Below are 20,605 nucleotides of genomic sequence, written 5' to 3' on the forward strand. Positions count from 1 at the left end.
TCGGCCGCAACATCGACGAGATCCTCCGCTCGCTGCGCGCGCTCCAGATGAGCGACGAGGAAGGCGTCGCCGCCCCCGCCGACTGGCCCGAAAACGAGAAATTCGGCGACCGCGTCCTCCTGTCGCCACCCGGCACCGACGCCGACGCCGAAAAGCGGACAGCCGAAGCCGAAGACGACGACGAACTCGACTACTACGACTGGTGGTTCGTCACCAAGCAGCAGTAACGCTGCCCACGAAACGGCGTCGCACGTAGTACAGCCAGTCAACCGAAATCCATCCGCACTCCCACACGAGAATGATCGACCCAGTCATCGCCAGCAGACTTCAGTTTGCGGTGACGACGATCGTCCACATCATCTTCCCAGTGATGAGTATGGGTCTCGCGCCCTTCCTCATCTACTTCACGTGGAAAGAGATTCGGACAAACGAACAGATATACGAACAACTCAGATCCTTTTGGACGAAGATCTTCGCGATCAGCTTCGTCGTCGGTACCGTCACAGGAATCGTCCTGGAGTTCGAGTTCGGGACGAACTTCGCCGCGTTCTCGAAGACTGCGGGCGAACTGTTCGGCGGGCCGCTCGCGATCGAAGGGATGATGGCGTTTATGCTCGAGGCGACGTTCCTCGGCATCTTCATCTTCGGCCGCGAGCGCGTCTCCGATCGGCTGTATATGCTGTCGAGCGTCCTCGTCGGTCTCGGAACGTGGCTGTCGGCGGTCTGGATCCTGATCGCGAACTCCTGGATGCAGACCCCACGCGGCTTCGAGGTCGCGATGGAGAGCGGCCAGCCGATCGTCTCGCTGGTCGACCCGATCGCCGCCTACGCCAATCCGCGGTTCCCGTGGATGTACGTCCATATGCAGAACGCGGCCGTCCTCTCGGTCGCGCTGTTTATGGCCGGCGTCGCCGCCTACTTCGTCTGGCAGAACCGCGACACGGAGTTTTGGCGCAAGACGATGAAGATCGCGATCGCGGTGCTCCTGGTCTCGGCGCCGTTCCAGGCCATCCACGGCGACGCCTACGGGCGACACGTCGCAGAGACCCAACCGCAGAAGTTCGCCGCGATGGAGGCCCAATACGAGACCGACTCCTCGGTCGGGTTGAAACTCCTCGCGTTCCCGACGAGCGTGGAGAGTCTCACCGATCCGCGCGCGGAGAACCTCTTCGTCGTGGAACTGCCGTTCCTCGCGTCGATCCTGGCCAGCGGGGGTGATCCGGGAGCCACCATCACGGGCTTGAACGACGTTCCGACGGAAGCTCCGCCGGTCGCCATCGTCTTCTGGGCGTTCCGCGCGATGGTCGGCCTCGGGATGTGGTTCATCCTGCTCGCGTTCTGGGGTGGCTTCCGCTGGTACCAGGGAACGCTGTTCGAGGACGACCTGCTGGCGAAAGCGCTCGTCGGCTCGTCGGTCCTCGGCATCCTGACAGTAGAGTTGGGCTGGATCGTCACCGAGGTCGGCAGACAGCCCTGGGTCATCCAGGACGTGTTGAAGACGCACGCTGGCGTCTCGCCGGGCCTGACGGGCGCTGAAGCGCTCGTGACGCTGGCCGGCTTCGTCGGCGTGTACGCCGCCCTGCTCGTACTCTACACGTACGTCATCGCGCGCATCATCCGCAACGAAGCACCGACGAAGCCGCCGACGCCCGAACGCGAGCGCGACGCGCCCGATTCCGTGGGGGTCGTCCCGAGCGATGACTGACCTCCTCGCTGCGACGACGCTCTCCACACTCGCGGACGGCCCGCTGTTCGGGCTCCCGTTAGCGAAGCTCTGGTTCGGTCTCATCTTCGCCGTGCTCGGGACGTTTCTGTTCCTCGACGGCTTCGACTTCGGCGTCGGGGCGCTGTTCGCGACGCGGAAGACGGACGCCGAGCGCGAGCAGTTGCTGGCGGCGATCGGGCCGTTCTGGGACGGGAACGAAGTGTGGCTCGTCGTCTTCGGCGGGATGCTCTTTGCCGTCTTCCCGACCATCTACGCCGACCTGTTCAGCCGGCACTACCTGCTGATGTTCGGCATCCTCGGCGCGCTCATCCTCCGCGGGCTCGCGCCGGAGATGTACGAACAGCGGCACGACGAGGCCTGGCAGCGGTGGTGGGGACGTTCGTTCGTCGTCGGCAGCGTCACCGCGCCCCTCTTTTTGGGGATCTTCACCGGCAACTGGCTGTTCGGCGTCGACGGCTTCGTGTCGGTCGCGAGCCTGCTCGTCGGCCTCGCAGTCGTCGCGCTCACGATCGTCGACGGCGCGGCGTACCTCGGCGTGAAGACGCGTGGTGACGTCCGAAGCGAGACGCGGGCGATGGGGCTGCTCGCACAGGTCGTGTACCTTCTGCTCGCGGTGGCTGCCGTGGTCGTCGGCTCACAGACCGCAGATCACGTCGCGTTGCTCTCCGGACCGGTGCTCGCGCTGCTCGGCGCGACGGTCCTGCTCGCGGCCACGTACGCTGTCGCCAGCCGATTCGGCCGCTGGTACGTCGCGTTCGTGGCCGTCGCCGGGCAGGTGTACGGACTCGTCGCCCTCGTCGCGACACTCCTGTATCCGATGATCGATCCGGTCACCGGACTCGCCGTCGGAGAGGCCATCGTCTCGACGCTGCCGCTCAATCTCACGTCGATCGGGGCCGCGTTCTTGCTGCCCCTCATTGCGACGTACTTCTATGTCCTCTACTCGGCGTTCAGCGGTCCGGTCGAAGAAGCAGAATCCTACGCCTGAACGCCGCCCGCCGCTTTTTTACTCGCTCCAGCGCCGATAGAACCCGACGCTGAACGCCAACAGGATCACGCCGATCCCGAGGTTGCGGAACAGGTTCCCGGGGTCGCCAGTGAGCGTGTACTGGAGCACGCCCACGCCGATCAAGAACCCGATCACCAGGAGTGACAGCAGTAGCATCAGCGTCTCGGTCTCGAAGGCGCCGCGGTCACTCACGACGACAGCACCTCCGTCGTGCCGCGGTGCTCGCGCGTCGGTGTCGGCTTCGACGCAGTCGGTGACCAGTACGTCGTCGCTGCGGATCGGTGCTGATGGAAGGAGACGGGTATCATCGCTGGGATGGGACAGGGAGGGGAACGAGTAAATCGTGGGGGACGACACCTCCCGAGAGGTGTCGGTTCGTCGTCGTGGTACGTCGTCGATACCGATCGGCCTCGGAGACGGCTCAGAGCGTCGCCTTCTTCGAGAGCCCGATGCCGCTCATCAATACGCCGGCGGCGATGAGAAGGCCGAGGCCCAGCGCCGTTACGATGTCACCGAGGCTGAGCATCCAGGCGGCTCCGATGACGCTCGCGAGGATGACCGCGACGCCGGCGACGAACAGCGAACTGTTGATTCGGTCTCGGTCCTGCCGCAGCGAACCCAGTTGACTCATATCTAGTTTTAACGCTCGAGCGGCCTAAAACACACAGTTGCGGGTGATTATCTGATCGTCTTTTCGAAGGGAAGCAGATCTGTCGGAAATAATTTCACAGCGTCTCATTTCTGAGGGTCATCTCCGTGGTAGCAGGCCTCACGGAGCTGAGAAGCCCCCTCTCGACTGCTCGTGGCAGTATTTTAGGCTCACCAAAAAAAGTTATATCCGGTGGAGCGTCACTTTCCGATAATGGATAGTACCGACGCGGTGAACTCCGAACCCACGAACGAACGCGACGAAGCGGCCGCCGATTCGACGGTTGACATCTCAGCACACCAGTCCTCACCCGACCGTGTCGTCTTCACCGAAGACGGCAACAGCGATGGATGGATCGCGTTCGACGCCGAATCCGTCGTCGCACTCCACCGCTGAGGAGCGCGCTCGGACGACGGTACCCCCCTGAACGACGCTACTCCGACTCCGTACTGACGAGCGTGTCGTCTTCGAGGTAGTGTTCGATGTGGTGGGCCGCTTCTTCGACCTCGATGAGATTCTCCCGGAGGAGATGTGCGGTCGTCTGATCGCCGAGGTTCGCCGCGAGTTCGATGTGCTCGCGGAGCGTCTCGATGATGTCGCCGTACATCTCCATATCGTTCCGGAGCGACGTGCGGACGTCGTAGACGTCCTCGTCCTCGGCTTCGACCGGCGCGTGCTCGGTGAGTGTCGTCATTCCGGCTATGGGGACGCCGCCGAGCGCCTGCACGCGCTCTGCGAGTTCGTCGGCGAACTCCTCGGCGTCTTCGGCCGCATCGCCGAGGAACAAGTGAAGGTCGCGGAACTCCGCACCCTCGACGTTCCAGTGGTGCTTTTTCAACTGGTGGTAGAGAACGTACGTCGACGCGAGGTCCGTATTCAGCGCGTCGACGAGCTGTGATGCTTTCTCAGCGTCGATGCGGAGCGCCTCGCTTCCCTCGACTTCGTCGGCGTGCTGTCGGACCGTCTCTTGGGTGCTCATCGCAGCCAACGGTTGGTTCGCGACGGACTTAATACTTCGACCTACAGAAACATCTTTTTGGTAAAAACAAATATATTCTATGCCCGGTGGGACCAGCGACGGCAGATCGAGTCCTGCCGTCGAGAGTACCGATCGTAGGGAGTACCGCAAGTCCGCATAGATGTCTCGCCGGACGGTACGGCGCGAATCTCCGAACGGTGACGATAACCCCTATCAGTCGGTCGTGATGCCGATATCTTCCTGCGGGTAGCTCATCTCCACGATCGTCTCGTGGTGGCGGCACTCTTCGAGCGCGTGCTTGGCGTCCATTCCCGCGGTGTGCGGGTTGTCGGCGATCCCGACGCCGACTTTGAGCTCGACGCCGGCCTCGGCCTCGACGTGCTCGATCGCGTCGCGGTAGTCGGCCTCGTCCATCGCTGGACAGATCGAGATGATGTTGTCGCCGCCGACGAAGAACGAGAGCGCGCCGTACTCCTCGCGGAGGTAGCGCATCACCGCCGCGTACCCCTGTTCGATCTGGATGAAGGAGTCGAACTCGTTGAGCCGGTCTGTGTACTTGCCCGTCGCGTCGTTGACGTCGAAGTGAGCGATCTGGACGTCGCCGGGCGCTCGGCGGCTCTCGGTGAGGTACTCACCCGCGAGCACCTCGCGGCGGTCGCCGTCCTGTGCGGAACCGGCGCGCTGGAGCCCCGCCGTCGCCGATTCGAGCGCCTCGACCGGCGATGGGTCGGTCCCCGTTCCCAGACTGATGGTGACGGGATAGCGGTTGCCGATCGACTCCTGGAGGAGTTCGTGGTCCGCCTCGTCGAGCCCGTTGGTGATCGCGACCATATTGTCGAAGCGCGTGAAGAAGGCGTAGCCGTCGCGACTCCCGATGAACTGCGCGAGGTCGGCGAAGAGGCGAGACTGGAGGGTCTGGAGGTCCATCTCGCGTCGCGGTTCGGGCGTCACGGTCCACGGCCCGTAGTTGTCGATCTGAACGAGAGTGAGCTGGGAGTTCGTCACATCTGTCCTCTGGGACGTAGCGTATATCGTTCTTTCCGTATCAGATTAGACCACCGTCTCACTTCTGGAACGTGTTGTCTGCTAACGAACGAGGACAGTACCGGCCGGTCGACTCCACCGTTGCACCCGCTACGTTCAACACCACCAGGTCCCTACCACCGCCAATGGGTGTTCGCGGAGTCATTTTCGACGTGGACGGGACGCTAGTGCGGGGGAACGAACCGATCACGGGAGCAGACGCCGGCCTCGCGGCCGTCGAACGCGCCGGCCTCCGCCGACTGTTCGTGTCGAACAATCCGACGAAGCCGCCCGCAGCGTACGAGCGCCGACTCGGTCGCGCCGGAATCACAGCGGAGGCCTCCGACGTCATCACTGCGGGCACCGTGACTGCGGCGTACCTCACCGAGCACCACGCGAGCGACGAGATCGCCGTGGTCGGCGAATCCGGCCTCGTCGACCTCCTTCGCTCGGCCGGCCTCTCAGTGACTGTAGTCGGATCCGGGACGGACACCGCGGGTGCCGCGTCTTCGGCCGACCGCGACGCCGAAGCACAGATGGACGGCGGTGCCACTCCCGACGTCTTGGTCGCATCGGTCGACCGGGACTTCAACTACGAGACGCTCCGGGAGTCGCTGTGGCTCCTCGAAGACTCCTCTGTCACGTTCGTCGGCACGGATCCCGATATCGTCATCCCCGCTCCGGAGGGTGACGTTCCCGGGTCTGGTGCGGTGATCGACGCGATCGCGAACGTCGCCGGGCGAGATCCCTCGATCGTTCTGGGCAAACCGAGCGACACGGTGCGGACGATGGCGCTCGATCACCTGGACCTCCCGCCCGAGGACGTGCTCGTCGTCGGCGACCGACTCGACACCGACGTCGCTCTCGGCGAGCGCGCCGGAATGACGACCGCGCTCGTCCGGACCGGCGTGACCGACGAGGCAGACCTCGCAGCGTCGCCGATCAAACCGGATTACGTGCTCGACTCGCTCGCGGGACTTCCGGAACTTCTCGCGGATACGGGTGACGTGTAGTTCGAGAACACATTCGTTTCGGACAATAAGTATAACAGATCTCGGTCCGTCTAGCGCGATGGATTATGGGCAAGAAGATCCTGATGATAGTCGGCGACTTCGGTGAAGACTACGAGACGATGGTTCCGTACCAGGCGCTGGAGATGGTCGGCCACGACGTAGACACGGTCTGTCCGGAGAAAGAAGCGGGCGAGACGGTCAAGACGGCGATCCACGACTTCCGCGGGGATCAGACGTACCTCGAAGAGCGCGGGCACGACTTCGAGGTGAACACGACGTTCGCGGAGATCGACCCCAGCGACTACGACGCGCTTGTCGTCCCCGGCGGGCGGGCACCCGAATATCTCCGCACGTACGACGCGGTCCTCGACGCAGTCAGGCACTTCTTCGAGGAGGACAAACCGGTGGCGGCAGTCTGCCACGGGCCGCAGATCCTCGCGGCCGCGGGCGTCCTCGACGGTTACGAGATGACCGCTTATCCGGCGGTACGCGCCGAAGTCGAAGCCGCCGGCTGTTCGTGGGTCGACGAGGTGACCGTCGACGGCAACCTCGTGACGGGGCAGGCGTGGCCCGACCATCCGGAGTGGCTCGCCGCCTTCCTCGACCTCCTCGGGACCGAGATCGACGCTGGCGTTCCGGCCGCCGCAGACGACTGATAATTGTCGTGTGGTAACGTCTGACAAATATTTATATACTATCGTGGCGTTCCTCACAGTATGGAAAGTCAGCCGAACAGTCCGTACGTCTACTCCGAGGACGCCCCGGAGCCTGCCGAACCGTACGTCTCACACGACGAAGTCGAAGAAGCGGCCCTACCGGATCCGGAGGGCCGAGACGTGATCATCGCCGACGGTCAGGCGATGAGTTTCCGCGCCTATCACCGGCGCTGAACGCGGGTTTCGAGTCGGTCGTAGTTATAGGGCTTATCGTCACCGTTCGGAGATTCGCGCCGTACCGTCCGGCGAGAAATCTATGACGACGTACGATAACCCCTATTAGAAGGCGTCGCCGTGAACGGTGGCGTCCGCGCGGAGTTCTTCTCGGAGCGCGGAGTGGACGTGACAGACGTCCTTCGCGCGCTCGAGGATCGTCGCGAGCGTCTCGTCGTCGAGGTCCGCTTCGACGTAGATGTCGAACCGGATGGCTTCGAGGTCGTCGTCCTCGTCGAGGTCGGCGTCGGCGTCGATCTGGACCTTCCCGAGGTCGTCGTGGCCGCGCTGCTGGCCGCCCACGCGGAACGCGGGGAGGAAACAGGAGGCGTAGTCGGCGACGAGTACCGCGTTCGGGTTCGGCCCAGCCTCGTCGAGCGCGTCGATGGTGAGTTCGAATTCGCCCACCTGACTGGTACTCGCGAAGCCTTCCTCGCTGACGGTCGAAGTCTGAATGTCGCTCATTCCGTCCGGAGGGACGGAAGGGACCGCCCTAAAGGTTACTTACCGTACCGAGCGGTGGCGCTCGAACCGCACTGTGACGGTCGTTTCGGGACTCACTCCAGCGTGAACGATTCGTCGCCGTCGAGGACGTGGACCTCCGCGGAGGCTCCCGTCGCTTTGACCTCGCGGACGACGTCGTCGGTGTCGATCTCGATCGGCGGGAACGAGTCGTAGTGCATCGGCAAGAGGTGATCGACGCCGAGCCAATCGGTCGCGATGGCGGCCTGCGCCGGCCCCATCGTGAAGTGATCGCCGACCGGGAGCGCAGCGGCGTCGGGTTCGAGGTAGGGTCCGATGACGTCTTTCATCTCGGACATCAGGCCGGTGTCGCCGGCGTGATAGAACGTCGTCGCGTCCGCGTCCGACTCCTGGGTCGGCTTCTTGTCGCTGATGATGAAGCCGGCGGGCATCCCGAGGCTGTGTTCATAGCCCGTATTGAGTCCGTTCGTGTGATCCGCGCGGTGCATCGTCACGAACGCTTCGCCGCACTCGACGGTACCGCCGATGTTCATCCCGATGCTGTCTGTAAAGCCGACTTCCTCCTCCATATACCCGGTCAGCTCCGGGACAGCGACGACTGTCGCGTCGGTGAACGCGTCGGCGTCGCCGATGTGATCGGCGTGGCCGTGCGTCAAGAGGACGTAATCCGGCGTCTCGACGTCCGAAGCCGAGAGTTCGGTCTTCGGGTTCGAGAAGAACGGGTCGATCAGGAAAGTCGTGCCGTCGACGTCGACGTGCCACGTGGAGTGGCCGTGCCAAGTGAGTTCCATCGTCATCGTCCGCTAGCATATTCTTCCGGATCGACAATAAAGCGTACTGTCGATAGAGAGAAATGTGCACAAGTGACACTCGTCGATCACGTATATATTCTCGGCCGTCGACGTGTGAGTATGGACCACGAGATCGACTACCAACCCTCGTTCGCCCTCCTGACTGTTTCACTCGACGCCGAGGAGTCTATTCGAGCGGAGGCGGGCGCGATGGTCTCCCACGACACGACGATCGAGATGCAGACGAACGCCACGGGCGGCTTTCTGTCCTCGATCAAGCGCTCGCTCGCCGGCGAGAGTTTCTTCCAGAACACCTTCACGGCGAATGCCGCCGGCGACGTCCAGTTCGCGCCCCCGCTGCCAGGCGACATCACTCACCTCGACCTCAGTGACGAGACAGTGTACGTCCAGTCCGGGTCGTACCTCGCGGGTGACGCCGACCTCGACGTCGACACGGAGTTCGGCGGCGGACGCACGTTCTTCGGCGGCGAAGGGTTGTTCCTCCTGAAGGTGAGTGGGAGCGGCCCGCTGTTCCTGTCGAGTTACGGGGCAATCCACCCGGTCGACGTCGCAGAGGAAGCGCCGTTCGTCATCGATACGGGTCACATCGTCGCCTTCGAGGAGTCGCTCGACTTCACCGTCCGTCGGGTCGGTGGCCTGCGATCGACGCTCACGAGCGGCGAGGGCCTGGTCTGTGAGTTCAGCGGCACCGGAACAGTCTGGCTCCAATCGCGGAGTATGGACGCGTTCGTCGCATGGCTCGCGCCGCAGTTACCGGCGCAGTCGAGTGGCAACTGATAGGGATTATCGTCACTGTTCGGAGATTCTCGCCGTCCCGTCCGGCGAGACATCTATGGAGACGTACGATAACCCCTATGAGCGTCGGCAGCGACGACGCCCTCGCAGCGCTGCCCGCGCTTCGCCGACAGCCTCCGAAACTCTTTCGTGAAACTCAGCATACGGGTGTGGAAGCCCCTCGTCGTTTCCGAGATAGAAAGAACGAAACACCGCCGCGCCGTCGGTTCCGACGTGCACACCGTTAGATTCCGAGACCCGGCAGGGTCGATCCGACAGGGCGAATGGCACGGTGAGGAAGTCTCCTTCGGCGGCGAGACGTACGACCTAGAGGAGGTCGACGTACTCCCACCGAGCGATCCGGACAAGATCGTCTGCATCGGTCGCAACTACGCCGACCACGCGGCTGAGATGGACAACGAGATCCCGGACCGACCGCTCCTGTTCCTGAAGCCCCCGAACACACTCGCGGGCCACGGCGATACGGTAACGCTGCCCGCCGGGAAGGACCAGATCGACCACGAGGCCGAGATCGCTGTCGTCATCGGCAAGCAGGCCCGGAACGTCGATGCCGCGGACGCGATGGACTACGTCGCGGGCTTCACCTGCCTGAACGATCTCTCGAATCGCGACGACCAGCGCAAGGAGAAGAACTGGGTCCGCGGGAAGGCGTTCGATAACGCCGCGCCGATGGGGCCGGTCCTCGCGAGTCCCGACGAGGTCCCCGCCGATGCCGACATCGAACTCCGCGTCAACGGCGAGACGAAGCAGTCGTCCTCGCGTGACCATCTCGCGTTCCCCGTTCCCGAACTGATCGAGGAGATCACGACGTATCTGACGCTGGAACCGGGCGACATCATCGCGACTGGCACGCCCGCGGGCGTCGGCCCGCTCTCGGACGGCGACACCGTCGAAGTGGAAGTCGAAGGGGTCGGCGTCCTCGAACACGACGTCCGAATCCCGTAGCGGCCACCAACGTTCTCCGTCGACATTCTCCGGTTATTTCGAGGACGAGCGGACACATCCGAGCGACTCTCCTCGGCGCCGACGAAGGAAAATCCATAAGTTTAGGCTCGCCTAATCCGGTTTCGTGGAACTGACTCGACGCGATGCGCTGGCGGCGCTGGCCGCTGTGGGGGCGACTGTCGGTGGCGGTGTTCTCGCCGGACGGTACGATCCACCACGGGCAGACGCCGCATCGGACGCCGGTAGCGGGTCGGCAGCGGAACCGACGCTCTCGACAGACCTTCTCGATCTACTGGACGCGGCCGCCGAGGTCGTCTATCCGAGCGGCGTCGACGGTCGCCGCACGTTCGTCGAAACGTACGTCTTGGGTCGGACCGAGAACCAACCGGCGTACCGCGAGGGACTTCAGGAGGCGGCGGCCCAACTCGACGCCGTGGCACGTGACTGGCGCGGGCAGCCCTACGCCGACCTCGACGCCGACGTCCGAGACAAACTGCTCCGCGATCTGGGTGTCGAGACGGCGGAACCGGTGGCTGACGGGACGATCACCGAGCGGATCCGATTCTACGTCGTCAACGACCTGCTCTTTGCGTTCTACTCGTCGCCGACGGGCGGTCGCCTCGTCGGCATCGAGAACCCGATCGGTCACCCCGGCGGCATCGAGAGCTACCAGCGCGCGTCGATGTCGCCCTCGTCGGCCGAGCGCAGTGGAGGGACAAATGAGCGCTGACGGCGGCAGTGGCGGATCTGACGGTGGTGTCGGCGACGGTATCGACCGAACGCCCTCGCCCAGCGCGGACGTCTGTGTCGTCGGCTCAGGGCCAGCGGGTGCGCTCGTCGCGCACCGACTCGCAGACGAGGGCGCGAACGTCGTCGTCCTCGAAGCGGGACCGCGCTTCGAGTTCTCCGAACGCACTGCACAGCAGGAACAGCACATCCGCCCGGGGATGGAAGACCCGTGGGAGATGGGCGGTCCGCGCGACGCCTACAGCACCGAGGGACGACACTATCCGCTGAACGCGGCGCGCGTGAAGGGCGTCGGCGGGTCGACGCTACACTGGCAGGGGATGGTGATGCGCCTCCACGAGCGCGACTTCGAGATGCAGACGCGCTACGGCGTCGGCACTGACTGGCCGATCGACTACGACGACCTCCGGCCCTACTACGCCGACGCGGAGCGCGCATTCGGGGTCGCGGGCGCGATGGACAACCCCTACGCGCCGCCACGCGAGGAACCGTTCCCGCTCCCGGCGTTCCCCCCGTCGTACTCGGATTCCCTCTTTGCGGAGGCCTGCGAGCGTCTAGAGATCGATATGCACTCGGTGCCGAACGCGCGTAACTCCGAGCCCTACGATGACCGTGCCCCGTGTCTAGGCTACGGGACGTGTAAGCCGGTCTGTCCCTCAGGGGCGAAGTACACCGCGGAATCGCACGTCGCGAAAGCCGAAGCAGCCGGCGCACGGGTGATCGACCGGGTGCCGGTCCAGCGCCTCGAACACGACGACGCGGGCGAGACGATCGAGGCCGCGGTGTATGCGACGCCCGATGGGACTGAACACCGACAGACTGCGGGGCAGTTCGTCCTCGCCTGTGGCGGCGTCGAGAACGCGCGGCTGTTGCTGCTGTCGGCGTCCGAGCAGCATCCCGACGGGTTAGCGAACTCCTCGGGCGCTGTCGGACGCTTCTTTATGGATCACCTGTTCGCTGGCGCTGGCGGGCGTCTCGACGAACCGACTCGGCAGAATCACGTCGGCTTCAACACCAGCGAGACGCACCAGTTCTACGACGACACGGAGCCGGTCGAAGGGCTGAAGCTGGAGTTCCTCAACTACGCTGGCCCCTCGCCCGTCATCGAGGCGCTCGGTGCGGACACCTGGGGCGACGAGCTCGCAGAGCAACTCAACGAGTCGTACGGCACCCACGTCGCGGTCGGCGGTCTCGTCGAGCAGTTGCCCGACGCCGAGAACCGGATCACGCTCGATCCGGACCGCCGCGACGACCACGGGAATCCGGTCCCGCACGTCGAGTGGTCGCTCGGTGAGCGGACCGAGCGAGCGATCCGGCGCGCGAACGAGATCCAGCACGCCATCTTGGGGGAACTCGGCGCGTCGATCGAGTGGACGGTCGGCCCCGAGAGCACCGGTCCCGCGTACCACCAGATGGGAACCACGCGGATGGGGTCGGATCCCGGACAGAGCGTCGTCGACGCCGACTGCCGGACGCACGACCTCTCGAACCTCTGGGTCGTCGGGTCGTCAGTGTTCCCCACGGGCGGTGCGATGAACCCGACGCTGACCATCGCCGCGCTCTCGTTACGGACGGCCGAGGCGCTGTCGGCGTCGCTGTCGGACCCCTAGTGGCTTCTATTGGCGAGCAGTCGGCACAGAGGCTGATAGGGATTATCGTAACTATTCGGAGATTCTCGCCGTCCCGTCCGGCGAGAACTCTATGAGGACTTACGATAATCCCTATGAAATCCCGCGTCGACGTGCCGAACGACCGCGGCCCGACGCGGGGTAGACGCTACGTCACGGGGGTCGCTGGCCGCGTCTTTGTATATAAATCTCTGTTGACACCGGGAATCCGCGGGTCGTTCCGAGAGCGCCAGCCGCTACTGAGACGCACCCTTAAAGACCCGCGGGCGACAGCGTACGAGTATGCAACCGAGGGACCTCTCCGCGCACGAGGCGTACGTACCCGGACGCGGAGCCGAGGAGGTGGCCCGCGACCTCGGGATGGACCCCGAGGAACTGACGAAACTGTCGTCCAACGAGAACCCGCACGGACCGAGTCCGGACGCGGTCGCGGCCGTCGAGGCCGCCGCGCCCGACGTGAACGTCTATCCGAAGGCGTCACACACGGATCTCACCGACCGGATCGCCGAGCAGTGGGGCCTCGACTCCCCGCAGGTGTGGGTGAGCGCCGGCGCCGACGGCGCGATCGACTACCTCTCCCGGGCGTTTCTGGAGCCTGGCGACGAGATTCTCGTCCCCGAACCGGGCTTTTCGTACTATCCGATGTCGGCGCGGTACCACCACGGCGAGGCGTCGTCGTACCGCATCTCGAAGGCCGACGACTTCGAGCAGACGGCCGACGGTGTCCTCTCGGCGTACGACGGCGAGCGGATCGTCTTCGTCACGACGCCGCACAATCCGACTGGCTCGGTCCTGCCGCGCGAGGAGATCCGCGCGCTCGCCGAGGGCGTCGCGGACCACACGCTCCTCGTCGTCGACGAGGCGTACGCCGAGTACGCCGACGAGCCCTCTTCGATCGACCTCCTCGACGAGTACGAGAACATAGCCGTCCTGCGGACGTTCTCGAAGGCCTACGGCCTCGCCGGTGTGCGGATCGGTTACGCCGCCGTCCCGGAGGCCTGGGCCGACGCCTACGCCCGCGTGAATACGCCTTTCGCTGCCAACGAGATCGCCTGTCGCGCCGCGCTCGCCGCGCTCGACGACGACGAGCACCTCGAACGATCGGTCGAGACCGCCCAGTGGGCCCGCGAGTACTACCACGAGCACCTCGACGTGCCGACGTGGCCCTCTGGCGGCAACTTCGTCCTCTGTGAGGTCGGTGACGCGACCGCGGTCGCCGAGGCGACCCAGGAGCGCGGCGTCATCGTCCGCGATACCTCCAGTTTCGGCCTGCCCGAGTGCGTCCGGATTTCCTGCGGCACCCGTGAGGAGACCGAGCGCGCCGTGGCGGTCCTCAACGAAGTCGTCGCCGAGGTCCGGCCGGAGGCGACCGAGCCGTGACGCGCATCGCGCTCACCGGAACCCCCGGAACGGGAAAGACGACCGTCTCCGAACTGGTCGCCGAACGGACGGGCGTCGACGTCGTCCACCTCAACGACGCGATACGCGAGGCAGACCTCTTCGAGGAGCGCGACGTCGAGCGCGACTCGCTGGTCGCCGATCTCGACGCCGTCGAAGCGTGGCTCGACGAGCACGAGGACCGCGTTGCCGACGAGAGCGACGCGGATACGCTCGTCGAGTCACACCTGTCGCACCTCTTGGACGCCGACCAGGTGATCGTGTTGCGCTGTCGTCCCGACGTGCTGAAGCCCCGGCTCCGCGAGCGCGGCGAGTCCGAGGCTTCCGTGGCTGAGAACGCCGAGAGCGAGGCACTCGACGTGATTCTCGCCGAGGCGGTCGAACGCCACGGAGAGGGGGACGTCTGGGAGATCGATACGACCGATCGAACGCCCGACGCGGTCGCCGACGACGTCGTCGCCGCGATGGAGGGCGAAGTAGAGCCCCGAGTGGGAATCGTCGACTTCATCGACTACCTGTGACTCTCGATCAGTACCGGGACCTCGCAGACCGACTGCTCGCGCCGTTCGTCGCCGCCGCCGACCGACTCGGGCTGAGTCCCGACGGCGTAAGCGTCGTCGCCTTCGGGTTCGCGGTCGCGGCCGGCGGCGCCTTCTACCTCGCGACGCCGCTTTGGTACGCCCTCGGCGCGTTGTTCGTCTTCGCCAACGGCTGGCTCGACCTGGTCGACGGCGCGCTCGCACGGGCGCAGGGCGTCTCCAGCGAGGGCGGCGACCTGCTCGATCACGTCCTCGACCGCTACGCCGACATCGCGATGCTCGTCGGCCTCGCCGCCGGCATCGACGGCTACGCCCTCGGTCTCGCGGCGGTCACGGGCGTCCTGATGACCTCGTATCTGGGCACGCAGATCCAGGCCGTGGGACTCGGCCGCGAGTACGGCGGCCTCGTGGGGCGCGCGGACCGCCTCGCACTCATCGGCGTGGCTGCAGTCGTCGCTGCCGTCTCGCTCGCGCTGGCTGCCGTGCCGGTCCGCGTCGTCGGCCTGAGCGTCGTCGGCTGGCTGTTGGTGTTCTTCGCCGTCGTGGGACACCTCACGGCGCTCCAGCGCTTCTGGGGCGCGTGGTCCGACCTCTCATAGCGCGTCGGGCCAAGAACGGCACGTCTGCCGGCGAGTCCGGAGTACACAAAAGCCCGTCCCCCGAACCGCTAACAAGGATGGCCGATCCGACCACGACTCGCAGGCGCCTGCTCGAACTCGGCGGGACCGCGATACTCGCCGCGCTCGCGGGCTGTAACACGGCGGCACCGCGTACGGGGACCGACACGCCCGCCAGCGCGATGTCGTCGGAGACGCCGGGGACTGAGACGGCGACCGAAACGCCGACCGAGACAGCGACGAGCCCCTACACTCGCGTGTATCGCCAGGTCAGCGACTCGGTCGTGCTCGTGCGCACCGACACCGGGCAGGGAAGCGGGTTCGTCGCCCGCCCCTCGTACGTCGTCACCAACGCGCACGTCGTCGACGACGCCGCGACGGCAGAGATCAGATTCAGCGGCGGCCGGTGGAGCCGGGGAGAGATCGTCGGCACGGATCCCCACAGCGACCTGGCGGTGATCGCGCTCCCAGGGTCGGCGCCGGACGCCGAGGCGCTCTCGTTCGCCGAAGAACCTGCCGTCGTCGGCCAGGAGGTCGTCGCGATCGGGAACCCGTTCGATCTGGACGGCTCCGTCACGGCCGGGATCGTCAGCGGCACTGATAGGTGGATCCCGGCCCCGACGGGGTCGCGCATCCCGGATGCAATCCAGACTGACGCGGCCGTCAACCCGGGGAACAGCGGCGGCCCGCTCGTGTCGCTCGACGGTCGGGTGGTCGCCGTGATCAGCTCCGGCGGCGGCGAGAACATCGCGTTCGGTATCTCGGCAGCCCTCGCTCGTCGGGTCGTGCCGGCGCTCGTCGAGGACGGCCGCTTCGAGCACCCCTACATCGGCGTCACGTTGCTCGGCCTGACGCCCGATCTGGCTCGCGCCAATGGGATGGCGACGCCCCGCGGGGTCCTCGTGACCGCGGTCGACGAGGACGGCCCCGCCGCGGGCGTCGTTCGCGGCGGCACCGAAATCCGCGTCGTTGACGGGCGGCGCGTGCGAGTCGGCGGCGACGTGATCCTAGCGATCGACGGCGAGCGGATGCAGACGACAGAGGACCTCGGGAGCTACCTCGCGCTCCAGACGCGCCCCGGCGACACGGTCGAACTGACACTGCTCCGCGACGGGACCGAACTGACAGTCGAGGTCGAACTCGGGGCGCGACCCGCCTGAGTCGCTGTCGTCGCCCGCGTTCGTGCTCGTGCCCGTTCCTGTTCCGTGTCGTCGTCTGCGCTCGTGGCGCTGTCTGGCGCCGCGGGCGCACGGCCGGCGTGTCCTTTATATCGCCCCCTCGACTACGACGGAGTATATGCCCCAGTGCGAGATGTGCGGCAAGGAACGGCCGTCCCTGACGACGGTCAAGGTCGAAGGGGCCGAACTCGAACTGTGCGACGACTGCAAGGAGTTCGGCACCGAGGTCCGCACTGAGTCGAGTTCCTCTCAGTCGACGAAGTACTCGACGTCGAGTTCCTCAGGCGAGTCGTCGGGGTCCTCCAGCGCGTCGAGCACGTCCTCGTCTGCCGGCGGCGGGTCGTCCGGCGGCTCCGGCCGACGGCGACGCGATATGTTCGACGATATGGACGAGATCGCTTCGGACTACGACCGCCGGATCCGCGAGGCGCGCGAAGACCGCGGACTGAGTCAGGAGGAGCTCGCGCAATCGCTCAACGAGAAGGCGAGTCTCATCCGCAAGCTCGAACGCGGCGACATTCTCCCCTCCGACGAGGTACAGAAGAAACTCGAACGCGAACTCGAAATCTCGCTCGTCGAAGGCGGCGACGGCGAGGACAGCGAGTGGTCTGGCGGTTCGTCGACGACCACGACGCTCGGCGACGTCGTCAAGCGCAAGGACTGACGCGGCTCTGTCTCGGTTTTGCGCTTTCAGTGCGTTTCAGGGAGCGGGAGCGACGCGCTCGCTCCGACCCAGAGCCAGCACGTGAGGAGCAACCTATTTTGTGTCGTGGGACCCAGGAGGGAACGTGTTCATCTTAGTCAATCTCAAAGCCTATCCCTGTGACCCCATCGAGGTCGCGACCGCCGCGCGCGACGTTTCGGAGGCCTCCGCCGTCCGAATCGCCGTCTCCCCGCAGGCGGCCGACATCGCCCGCGTCGCAGACACCGGCGTCGAGACGTGGGCCCAGCACGTCGATCCGAACGGTTACGGAAGCCACACCGGTAGCACACTGGCAGAGTCCGTCGCCGACGCCGGCGCGGTCGGCACGCTCATCAACCACTCCGAAAAGCGGCTGAAACTCGCGGACATCGACGCCGCCGTCCGCGCGGCCGAGCGCGCTGGCCTGGAAACGTGCGTCTGTGCGAACAACCCCGCGCAGATCGGTGCCGCGGCCGCGCTCGCCCCCGACAGCGTCGCCGTCGAACCGCCGGAACTGATCGGCGGCGACGTCTCGGTGGCGACGGCCGATCCCGAAGTTGTCGAGGACGCCGTCGCCGCCGCCGGGAACGTCGACGAGGCGGTCGACGTCTACTGCGGCGCGGGCATCTCCTCCGGCGAGGACGTCGCGACCGCGGGCGACCTGGGTGCGTCCGGAATCCTCCTCGCTTCGGGCGTTGCGAAGGCGGACGACCCGCGCGCAGCGCTCGAATCCCTCGTCGAACCGCTTTAAGACCCGCACAGACCCTCATTCGGTACCATTCTGATGTCACTGAGACAGTTCCTCGACGCGATCGAGTCGCCGGAGCGGTCCCTCGTCGTGCTCGATCGAGACGCGCCGGAGCCAGTTCAACGAATGCTGGAGAAGACGTTCGCGGACCAGCCGATCGACGTCGACGAGGTCGACCTCGTCGACGAAGGTGAGGACGTGGTCTTGATCGTCGAAGACGGGACTGTCGTCGCCAGGTCGTCGCTCCGAGACCTCCAGGACGCGATCCTGATGGTCAACTCCGATCTCTTCGTCACCGGCGCACGGCAGTTAGAGGACGTCGAACTTCCAGCCGTCCTGCAGGAGCTAGACGAGATCCCCTTCTTCCTTCGCGGTTACCCCGAATCGCACTCCGAAAAGCTGCTCTTGATCTTGGTTTCCCGATACATCGAACAGACCGCGTGGGAGCAGCAGTCGGGGACGCTGCGCGCGTCGTTTCAATCCCTCTCGCGGATCGAAGACGAGATCGGAACGCACCAGGTCTACCGGCGACTGGACGACGCTCCAGTCGATGTCCACGTCTACGGCGCGCCGGGGTGGGAACCGTCGCCGCAGTCGACGATCACGATTCACGCCGGATACGAACAGGACTTTCTGGAATCGTGGTTCGTCGTCTACACGCCGCCGGCGGGCGGCGACGAACACGTCGCGCTGCTCGCGCTTGAAGAAAGCCCAAACGAGTGGACCGGATTCTGGACGTACCGGCCGTCGCTGGTGGATGAGATCAACGAGTACATCATCCGTCAGTTGTGACTAAGGGGGCGAACTACCCGCTCGTAGTAGTTATCGCGACTGTTCCTCGATTTTCGCTATGCCGCTCGGCGAGAATCGACGCGGGCTCCCGAACTCAGTATCAGTCGTCGCCAGCTTCGACGTCTCTGTCCTGTCCGTTTACAGTGGCCTCGCCTGCTGCTTGCTCAGACGTTCCGGGGCGGAACGCGGCTTCGACGGCCGTGACGACCTCCCGTAGCTCTTCGTCGTCGAGCCGGTCGGCGAACTCCTGGCGAACGAGGTCCGGGAGGGCGTACGCGTAGCGGCCGCGGCCGACGTGTTCGACGAACCCCGCGCGACGGAGCGGCCGGTTGCGACTGTAGGCGAGTTGTTTGTCGCCGACCTCGCCGGCGGCGACGTGGGCGTCGACCGGATCACAGGCGTCGATCTCGCGGTAGAACGCGAGCATCCGTCGGGACGCCGGCGGCAACGACGACACGACGTTCCGCAAGCGTTCGATGACGTCTGCTCGCCCGGTCAGCATCGCCGTCCCCTCGTGAGCGCGCTCGGGTGCTGTGTCGGCGTCCGTCGACGGTTGGAGCTCAACGTCGCCGTCGGCGCCGACGTCGGCGTCGAGTCCTGGGTACGCGCCGGCGGCGGCCGCTGTGACGGCCTCCTCTTGCCCTTGGCTGGCGTCAGCCGTGGCAGTCGTGGGCGCCTCCTCGGTCCCGCCGTCGCTCGACGCCCCGGCTCGTTCCCCTTCGTCGTACTGATCGAGCGCGGCCTGCTGGTCTTCAGTCCGGGCCAGGTTCCGGCCGTCGCCGCCGCGGTACGGCGCTTCGGCCGTCTGGAACATCGCTTGGGCGAACTGGTCGGCCATCTGTGAGAGGTCTTTCGCCTCTTCGAGTTCGCGTTCGAGCTGTCGGATCTTCGCCTCCTTCTTCTCTAACTCCTGTTTGAGATCGGCGATCTCGCTTTCGCGGCGGGCTTTCTCGTCGGAGATGTCCTGCAGTTCGGAGACGAGGTCGCCGTCGACGGACTTCAGGTCCGGGCGCTCGAAGTCGTCGAGGCCGGGCGTCGCGCCCGCATCGAACGTCTGCTTCTTGTGGAATTTGACCCGCCGAAGCGACTCCGACCAGTCGGTGACGAGGAACGCCTCGCCGTCGTCCATCTCCTCGATCGCGTCGGCGTACTCCGAGCCGAGGATCCGCCCGACGACTTTCGTGTCGTTGTTCCAGGTCAGGCGGTGCCAGACGAGCCAGTCGCACTGGGTAATGAAGTCCTTCTTGACGTCGGCGGGGCGCTGGGAGATGCCGACGATCCCGAGGCCGTGTTTCCGCCCGCGCTTGCCGATCTTGATGAGCATCTTGCCCGCCTCGGTCATCCCGCCGCCCTCGGGGATGTACTCGTGGCACTCCTCGATGAGCATCAGGAAGGGCTTCTTGAGCTTCTTCTCTTTCGCGAAGAGTTTCTTCGCGACCTCCGTCAGCAACTCTTGAGCTTCGTCCTCGTCGAGGTAGCCGGAGACGTCGAGGATGATCGGGACGTTCTGTTCGAGCGCGAGATTCGCGAGCTTTTCGGCGTGCTCGGGGCTGACGACGATGTCGCACTCGTCGTCGGCGCCCGCGTGCAGTAGCTCGAACTGCTCTTTGAGGCCGTAGTACTCGCCGTCGGTGTCGACGATGAGTACTGGGAAGTTGTTCGAGAGCAGATTCTCGATCATCACGGACGCCGTGTTCGACTTCCCGGACCCGGATTTGCCCGTGATGAACCCTCGTCCGGTGAGGATGTCGACGACTGGTAGCTCGACGGACGTCCCCGGTTCGTGGTCCCCGTCGCCACCCGGACCCGCGCTGACGTTCGCGACGGCGATCGTCTCCGTATCCTCGGTCATCTATCGGGTGCTCGCCCTCGCGGGGCATAGTTCCTTCCCCGTGCGGCGACGACGCTGGCCG

General features: G+C 65.4%; 25 protein-coding genes and 1 pseudogene. 18 read left to right on the forward strand and 8 right to left on the reverse strand.

What is annotated here, in order from left to right; all coding sequences use genetic code 11:
* The 3 genes and pseudogenes from NO347_RS15500 to cydB all read left to right on the forward strand — a co-directional run.
* A pseudogene (locus NO347_RS15500) lies at positions 1-227 on the forward strand (peroxiredoxin); the annotation flags it as partial.
* Positions 228-298: 71 nt separating this feature from the next.
* Positions 299-1,705, forward strand: a complete 1,407-nt coding sequence (locus NO347_RS15505; protein WP_256290580.1) for a cytochrome ubiquinol oxidase subunit I — start codon at positions 299-301, stop codon at positions 1,703-1,705.
* On the forward strand, positions 1,698-2,714 hold the full coding sequence (cydB, locus tag NO347_RS15510) for a cytochrome d ubiquinol oxidase subunit II (protein WP_256290582.1): 1,017 nt from the start codon (positions 1,698-1,700) through the stop codon (positions 2,712-2,714). Before NO347_RS15505 ends, cydB begins: the two co-directional genes overlap by 8 nt.
* Positions 2,715-2,732: 18 nt before the next feature.
* Here the strand turns inward: cydB and NO347_RS15515 are convergent, their stop codons facing one another.
* Positions 2,733-2,927, reverse strand: coding sequence for a DUF8073 family membrane protein (locus NO347_RS15515; protein WP_256290584.1), 195 nt, complete (start codon positions 2,925-2,927; stop codon positions 2,733-2,735).
* Positions 2,928-3,156: 229 nt separating this feature from the next.
* The gene (locus NO347_RS15520; RefSeq protein WP_256290585.1) at positions 3,157-3,366 is read right to left on the reverse strand and encodes a hypothetical protein; all 210 of its coding nucleotides are present in this window, start codon (positions 3,364-3,366) and stop codon (positions 3,157-3,159) included.
* A 231-nt stretch (positions 3,367-3,597) separates the two neighbouring features.
* Between NO347_RS15520 and NO347_RS15525 the strand changes: the two genes are divergently transcribed.
* On the forward strand, positions 3,598-3,780 hold the full coding sequence (locus NO347_RS15525) for a hypothetical protein (protein ID WP_256290586.1): 183 nt from the start codon (positions 3,598-3,600) through the stop codon (positions 3,778-3,780).
* A 37-nt stretch (positions 3,781-3,817) separates the two neighbouring features.
* On the opposite strand, the gene dpsA is transcribed toward NO347_RS15525, so the two are convergent.
* Together dpsA and NO347_RS15535 are read right to left on the reverse strand one after the other, a co-directional pair.
* Positions 3,818-4,363 carry a DNA starvation/stationary phase protection protein DpsA gene (gene dpsA / locus NO347_RS15530; protein WP_256290587.1) on the reverse strand — a complete coding sequence of 182 codons (546 nt, stop codon included), beginning with the start codon at positions 4,361-4,363 and terminating at the stop codon, positions 3,818-3,820.
* 213 nt (positions 4,364-4,576) lie between these two features.
* Positions 4,577-5,368: a GTP cyclohydrolase III gene (locus tag NO347_RS15535; RefSeq protein WP_256290589.1), complete on the reverse strand. Its 792-nt coding sequence runs from the start codon at positions 5,366-5,368 to the stop codon at positions 4,577-4,579.
* A 164-nt stretch (positions 5,369-5,532) separates the two neighbouring features.
* On the opposite strand from NO347_RS15535, the gene NO347_RS15540 reads away from it, so the two are divergent.
* From NO347_RS15540 to NO347_RS15550, 3 genes are all read left to right on the forward strand, one after another.
* Positions 5,533-6,399 carry an HAD-IIA family hydrolase gene (locus NO347_RS15540; RefSeq protein ID WP_256290590.1) on the forward strand — a complete coding sequence of 289 codons (867 nt, stop codon included), beginning with the start codon at positions 5,533-5,535 and terminating at the stop codon, positions 6,397-6,399.
* Between the two features lie 65 nt (positions 6,400-6,464).
* Entirely contained in the window at positions 6,465-7,055 is a 591-nt protein-coding gene (locus NO347_RS15545) for a DJ-1/PfpI family protein (protein ID WP_121570834.1), read from the forward strand.
* 60 nt (positions 7,056-7,115) lie between these two features.
* On the forward strand, positions 7,116-7,289 hold the full coding sequence (locus NO347_RS15550) for a hypothetical protein (protein WP_199723118.1): 174 nt from the start codon (positions 7,116-7,118) through the stop codon (positions 7,287-7,289).
* A 105-nt stretch (positions 7,290-7,394) separates the two neighbouring features.
* Here the strand turns inward: NO347_RS15550 and NO347_RS15555 are convergent, their stop codons facing one another.
* Complete coding sequence (locus tag NO347_RS15555) at positions 7,395-7,793, reverse strand: OsmC family protein (RefSeq protein WP_256290591.1); 399 nt, start codon at positions 7,791-7,793, stop codon at positions 7,395-7,397.
* Positions 7,794-7,885: 92 nt separating this feature from the next.
* Positions 7,886-8,602 carry a metal-dependent hydrolase gene (locus tag NO347_RS15560; protein ID WP_256290684.1) on the reverse strand — a complete coding sequence of 239 codons (717 nt, stop codon included), beginning with the start codon at positions 8,600-8,602 and terminating at the stop codon, positions 7,886-7,888.
* A 120-nt stretch (positions 8,603-8,722) separates the two neighbouring features.
* Between NO347_RS15560 and NO347_RS15565 the strand changes: the two genes are divergently transcribed.
* The 8 genes from NO347_RS15565 (at position 8,723) to NO347_RS15600 (ending at position 16,452) form a co-directional block, all read left to right on the forward strand.
* Positions 8,723-9,400, forward strand: a complete 678-nt coding sequence (locus tag NO347_RS15565; protein ID WP_256290592.1) for a TIGR00266 family protein — start codon at positions 8,723-8,725, stop codon at positions 9,398-9,400.
* Between the two features lie 231 nt (positions 9,401-9,631).
* Complete coding sequence (locus tag NO347_RS15570) at positions 9,632-10,363, forward strand: fumarylacetoacetate hydrolase family protein (protein WP_256290593.1); 732 nt, start codon at positions 9,632-9,634, stop codon at positions 10,361-10,363.
* Between the two features lie 124 nt (positions 10,364-10,487).
* Positions 10,488-11,093: a gluconate 2-dehydrogenase subunit 3 family protein gene (locus NO347_RS15575; RefSeq protein ID WP_256290594.1), complete on the forward strand. Its 606-nt coding sequence runs from the start codon at positions 10,488-10,490 to the stop codon at positions 11,091-11,093.
* Positions 11,094-11,133: 40 nt separating this feature from the next.
* Positions 11,134-12,720, forward strand: a complete 1,587-nt coding sequence (locus tag NO347_RS15580; protein WP_256290686.1) for a GMC family oxidoreductase — start codon at positions 11,134-11,136, stop codon at positions 12,718-12,720.
* A 300-nt stretch (positions 12,721-13,020) separates the two neighbouring features.
* A complete protein-coding gene (gene hisC / locus NO347_RS15585) occupies positions 13,021-14,118 on the forward strand; it encodes a histidinol-phosphate transaminase (protein WP_256290595.1) in 1,098 nt (365 codons plus the stop codon).
* On the forward strand, positions 14,115-14,657 hold the full coding sequence (locus tag NO347_RS15590) for an adenylate kinase family protein (RefSeq protein ID WP_256290596.1): 543 nt from the start codon (positions 14,115-14,117) through the stop codon (positions 14,655-14,657). Before hisC ends, NO347_RS15590 begins: the two co-directional genes overlap by 4 nt.
* The gene (locus NO347_RS15595; protein WP_121570841.1) at positions 14,654-15,274 is read left to right on the forward strand and encodes a CDP-alcohol phosphatidyltransferase family protein; all 621 of its coding nucleotides are present in this window, start codon (positions 14,654-14,656) and stop codon (positions 15,272-15,274) included. The genes NO347_RS15590 and NO347_RS15595 overlap by 4 nt, the downstream gene beginning before the upstream one ends.
* A 77-nt stretch (positions 15,275-15,351) precedes the next feature.
* Positions 15,352-16,452, forward strand: a complete 1,101-nt coding sequence (locus NO347_RS15600) for a S1C family serine protease (protein WP_256290598.1) — start codon at positions 15,352-15,354, stop codon at positions 16,450-16,452.
* A 105-nt stretch (positions 16,453-16,557) separates the two neighbouring features.
* Here NO347_RS15600 and NO347_RS17495 read toward each other — a convergent pair whose 3' ends face one another.
* A complete protein-coding gene (locus NO347_RS17495; RefSeq protein ID WP_484494535.1) occupies positions 16,558-16,692 on the reverse strand; it encodes a DUF8138 family protein in 135 nt (44 codons plus the stop codon).
* Between NO347_RS17495 and NO347_RS15605 the strand changes: the two genes are divergently transcribed.
* From NO347_RS15605 to NO347_RS15615, 3 genes are all read left to right on the forward strand, one after another.
* Entirely contained in the window at positions 16,628-17,134 is a 507-nt protein-coding gene (locus tag NO347_RS15605) for a multiprotein bridging factor aMBF1 (protein ID WP_484494536.1), read from the forward strand. The two genes, NO347_RS17495 and NO347_RS15605, sit on opposite strands and share 65 nt — an antisense overlap.
* A 124-nt stretch (positions 17,135-17,258) precedes the next feature.
* Complete coding sequence (tpiA, locus tag NO347_RS15610) at positions 17,259-17,903, forward strand: triose-phosphate isomerase (protein ID WP_256290601.1); 645 nt, start codon at positions 17,259-17,261, stop codon at positions 17,901-17,903.
* A 33-nt stretch (positions 17,904-17,936) separates the two neighbouring features.
* Entirely contained in the window at positions 17,937-18,692 is a 756-nt protein-coding gene (locus tag NO347_RS15615) for a DICT sensory domain-containing protein (protein WP_256290602.1), read from the forward strand.
* 100 nt (positions 18,693-18,792) lie between these two features.
* On the opposite strand, the gene NO347_RS15620 is transcribed toward NO347_RS15615, so the two are convergent.
* Positions 18,793-20,544 (reverse strand): ATP-binding protein, encoded by a 1,752-nt coding sequence (locus tag NO347_RS15620; RefSeq protein WP_256290603.1) that lies wholly within the window; start codon positions 20,542-20,544, stop codon positions 18,793-18,795.
* Positions 20,545-20,605 lie beyond the last annotated feature (61 nt).

The sequence above is a fragment of the Halobellus inordinatus genome (genome assembly GCF_024464655.1).
Taxonomy (GTDB): Archaea; Halobacteriota; Halobacteria; order Halobacteriales; family Haloferacaceae; genus Haloquadratum; species Haloquadratum inordinatus.

What these genes read in the sequence shown, in the direction of transcription:
- NO347_RS15505 (WP_256290580.1), top strand. Translation starts at nt 299, where the DNA reads ATGATCGACCCAGTCATCGCCAGCAGACTTCAGTTTGCGGTGACGACG.
- cydB (WP_256290582.1), top strand. Translation starts at nt 1,698, where the DNA reads ATGACTGACCTCCTCGCTGCGACGACGCTCTCCACACTCGCGGACGGC.
- NO347_RS15520 (WP_256290585.1), bottom strand. Translation starts at nt 3,366, where the DNA reads ATGAGTCAACTGGGTTCGCTGCGGCAGGACCGAGACCGAATCAACAGT.
- NO347_RS15525 (WP_256290586.1), top strand. Translation starts at nt 3,598, where the DNA reads ATGGATAGTACCGACGCGGTGAACTCCGAACCCACGAACGAACGCGAC.
- dpsA (WP_256290587.1), bottom strand. Translation starts at nt 4,363, where the DNA reads ATGAGCACCCAAGAGACGGTCCGACAGCACGCCGACGAAGTCGAGGGA.
- NO347_RS15540 (WP_256290590.1), top strand. Translation starts at nt 5,533, where the DNA reads ATGGGTGTTCGCGGAGTCATTTTCGACGTGGACGGGACGCTAGTGCGG.
- NO347_RS15545 (WP_121570834.1), top strand. Translation starts at nt 6,465, where the DNA reads ATGGGCAAGAAGATCCTGATGATAGTCGGCGACTTCGGTGAAGACTAC.
- NO347_RS15550 (WP_199723118.1), top strand. Translation starts at nt 7,116, where the DNA reads ATGGAAAGTCAGCCGAACAGTCCGTACGTCTACTCCGAGGACGCCCCG.
- NO347_RS15555 (WP_256290591.1), bottom strand. Translation starts at nt 7,793, where the DNA reads ATGAGCGACATTCAGACTTCGACCGTCAGCGAGGAAGGCTTCGCGAGT.
- NO347_RS15560 (WP_256290684.1), bottom strand. Translation starts at nt 8,602, where the DNA reads ATGGAACTCACTTGGCACGGCCACTCCACGTGGCACGTCGACGTCGAC.
- NO347_RS15565 (WP_256290592.1), top strand. Translation starts at nt 8,723, where the DNA reads ATGGACCACGAGATCGACTACCAACCCTCGTTCGCCCTCCTGACTGTT.
- hisC (WP_256290595.1), top strand. Translation starts at nt 13,021, where the DNA reads ATGCAACCGAGGGACCTCTCCGCGCACGAGGCGTACGTACCCGGACGC.
- NO347_RS15600 (WP_256290598.1), top strand. Translation starts at nt 15,352, where the DNA reads ATGGCCGATCCGACCACGACTCGCAGGCGCCTGCTCGAACTCGGCGGG.
- NO347_RS15615 (WP_256290602.1), top strand. Translation starts at nt 17,937, where the DNA reads ATGTCACTGAGACAGTTCCTCGACGCGATCGAGTCGCCGGAGCGGTCC.
- NO347_RS15620 (WP_256290603.1), bottom strand. Translation starts at nt 20,544, where the DNA reads ATGACCGAGGATACGGAGACGATCGCCGTCGCGAACGTCAGCGCGGGT.